This is a genomic window from Brevibacterium picturae, from assembly GCF_030453725.1.
GTDB lineage: Bacteria > Actinomycetota > Actinomycetes > Actinomycetales > Brevibacteriaceae > Brevibacterium > Brevibacterium sandarakinum_A.
This window is the reverse complement of sequence record NZ_JAKDJU010000266.1, coordinates 1-2,916: the sequence shown is the minus strand read 5'-3', so window position 1 is coordinate 2,916 and position 2,916 is coordinate 1. Positions and strand designations below refer to the sequence as shown.

Here is a 2,916-nt window from a genome sequence, read left to right as displayed (position 1 = left end):
TTCGACTCCCCCGCCGAGGCGGCCTCCCCGTTGCGCTGCACGCCGACATAGACGATGCGACCGTCCTTGATTTCGATCTCGGAGCCGGCGACGGGGTCACCGCCGTTGCCGTCGATGAGGGCGGCTCCGCGCAGGATGATGTGCTCGGAACCGTGATTCGTGGTGGGCAGATAGGCGGTCGACATGAGTGGCGATGATCCTTTCATCGGGCGGTGAAGGAGCCGATTGGGAAGTGGAGGGGGCTATTGGGAAGTGGGGAGGTCTATGGGTTCTCGAGGTTCAGCAATGACCGCACGAGCCGGCGGTAGGAGTCCTTGACATCTGCGTCGCTGCTGGCCTTCGCATCCGGTTTGATGGACAGCCTGAAGAGTGTGAATCCGGCGATCGCGTCGAGAGTGAGGTCCTGATCGACGTCGCTCCTGATCTGGCCCCGAGTGACTGCCCGCTGGAGGATTTCGCGGCCCTGCGCATGACGCTGTTTCATATAGCGTTCCGAGATCAGCGGCATGACTTCAACGTCGAACAGCGACAAGAGGATGCCGTTTCTGCTGCCGCCCTGTGAGCCATCGCCTCGAACGGGGCGGTCCCGGCGGAAGTTCGTCAGGTGTTGCCAGGCGTGTTCGACCAGATCGTCGACGATATCGCCGGTATCCGGAGCGTCGCCGGGATCGATGCCGTCCAGGACGGCCGCCGCGACCAACTCGGCCTTGCTCGGCCAACGACGGTAGATCGCGGTCTTGCTGCATCCGACGGCTCCAGCGATCTTCTCGATGCGCAGGTTGACGAAGCCGTTGATCTCCAGCGCGACTCGCACCTCGTTGAGGACTCGCCCGGTCAGCTCGTCATCGAGCGGTCGGCCCTTCGATGTGGCTTGCGTCATAGACGCATAATTGCACAAGCCTCCACGTGCATGCAACAGAACGTTCCGTTTCGTATCTACCGGCGAACATGCCTGTGGGAGTGGCCGCAGGGAACCGGATCAGCATCTCAGGTGACCCCAGATCATCACCTCAGCCCGCAAGACCGGCCAGCAGCTCCTCGATGGAGCTCGTGATCCGGGCTCGCGATTCTGTGCCGAATATTGCCGTCTGGACGATCGAGCCCTGCATCACCGCAAGGACTGCGGGAGCGATCTGATGAGCCTTCGCATGTGCGGCGGCTTCGTCCAGTCCGGCCTCACGATGGAAGTACAGACTCAGGTAGGCCTCGAAGCGTCCGGTGAGATCGCTGTAGATCTCGGCAGCGATCGTGGCGAAATCGGGGGTATGTGAGGCTTCTGCCCACACCTGAAGCAGCAGCGGAGCAAAGGGGTTGTCGTCGAGAATCGAATTCAGGAGCGCGGGAAAAACCCGATCCGGGGGCGGAACTTCGGCGGCCGTGTCGAAATCCTTCAGCTCGGCCGCGCGCTGCTCCATGATTCGCTTTCCGGCATCGAGGGTGAGCTCTGCCTTCGACGAGTAGTAGACGTAGACGGCCCCGGCGGACAGGTCTGCCTCCTTGATGATGTCGGCCATGGAGGCTCCCGCAAACCCCTTGCGGGTGAAGCAAGAGAGCGCGGCATCTTGGATCCGCGTACGCATGGCCTCCCTGTGTTCGTCTGTGACCTTCGGCACCGATCCTCCAAAAAACGAATGCTCATTCTTGATATATCGTACCCGAAGGAGTAAAAAGAACGGGTATTCGTTTTCGATGATTGGACAGCAATGCCAACGAAGATCCTCAGCAGCGCGGACGTCCCACGGGACCGAAACGGCAATGCAGACGACCAGGTGGCAAACACTGCCGATGCTGAGAAGCCTGCGGGCAAGCCCAGCATCAAACAGGCCCTGCTCGCTGCTGTCTTCGCCGCAGCCATCGTCAGTGTCATCCTGCTTGCGTTCAGCTGGCCCACAGTCACGTCCGATCCCAGAGATCTGCCGATCGCCGCCGTCGGCGATCAGGAACAGGTCGATCAGATCGCTGAGAATGCGCCGAACGGCATGCTCGACCTCCAGGAGGTCGATTCCCGCGCCGAGGCGCAGCAGCTGATCCGGCAACGTGAGGTCTACGGTGCATTCGTTCTCGGCGACGAGCCGGAGATCCTCACCTCGACTGCTGCCTCCCCCGCTGTGGCCCAGCAGCTCGAGGCCATCGGCACCCAGATGCAGCAGCAGATCGACAAAAAGGCGATCGCGGGAATGCAGGACGGGATGAAGCAGATGCAGGAGGCGCTCAAATCCTCTGCTCGGGGCCCCGACGGCCCACAGGCCGATCCGGGCCAGCCACAGACCAACCCGGGTGATCGGGCTCAGGCTCTTGACACCTCGGCGATGGAGGTGCCCGAGGTCACGGTCACCGACGTCGTGCCGTTGAACGAGGACGATCCCACCGGGGCCGGCCTGGCGATCGCGGGACTGCCGCTGACCATCGGTGGAATCGTCGGCGGTGTGCTCACCAGCATGATCGTCCACTCTCGGCGCATGCGTGCCGTCGCGGTCCTCACCTACGGCGCGATCGGCGGACTCGCCCTCACCCTCATCCTGCAGTCCTGGTTCGGCATTCTGCAGGGCAACTTCGGGCTCAACGTGGTGGCCGCAGGACTGGCAGTGGCGGCGACGGCCGGGCTCATCAATGGTTTCGTCTCACTCGTCGGCCCGGCAGGAATCGCGATCGGCGCGGTGCTCACAATGTTCATCGGCAACCCGATCTCCTCACTCCAAGCACCGAAGGAGTTCCTCGCAGGACCCTGGGGAGACATCGGCCAGTTCTTCGTTCCCGGCGCATCGGGGACCCTGTTGCGCGATCTGTCGTACTTCCCGGATGCGCCCATGGCGATGCAATGGTGGGTGCTCATTGGCTGGCTCACCTTGGGCATCGTCCTCATGCTCATCGGCCACCTCAAGGCGCATTCGCAGAAGCGCACTGCCGCGGGGTGAT

At 62.7% G+C, this 2,916-nt stretch carries 3 protein-coding genes and 1 pseudogene; 1 reads left to right on the top strand and 3 read right to left on the bottom strand.

Annotated elements, in window-relative coordinates:
• The 3 genes and pseudogenes from L0G76_RS15310 to L0G76_RS15300 form a co-directional block, all read right to left on the bottom strand.
• Positions 1–185: pseudogene (locus L0G76_RS15310) on the bottom strand (metal-dependent hydrolase family protein); the annotation flags it as partial.
• 77 nt (positions 186–262) lie between these two features.
• The gene (locus L0G76_RS15305) at positions 263–880 is read right to left on the bottom strand and encodes a TetR/AcrR family transcriptional regulator (protein WP_304357999.1); all 618 of its coding nucleotides are present in this window, start codon (positions 878–880) and stop codon (positions 263–265) included.
• 130 nt (positions 881–1,010) lie between these two features.
• Entirely contained in the window at positions 1,011–1,613 is a 603-nt protein-coding gene (locus tag L0G76_RS15300; protein WP_304357998.1) for a TetR/AcrR family transcriptional regulator, read from the bottom strand.
• Between the two features lie 90 nt (positions 1,614–1,703).
• Between L0G76_RS15300 and L0G76_RS15295 the strand changes: the two genes are divergently transcribed.
• Positions 1,704–2,915 (top strand): ABC transporter permease, encoded by a 1,212-nt coding sequence (locus tag L0G76_RS15295; RefSeq protein WP_304357997.1) that lies wholly within the window; start codon positions 1,704–1,706, stop codon positions 2,913–2,915.
• Position 2,916 lies beyond the last annotated feature (1 nt).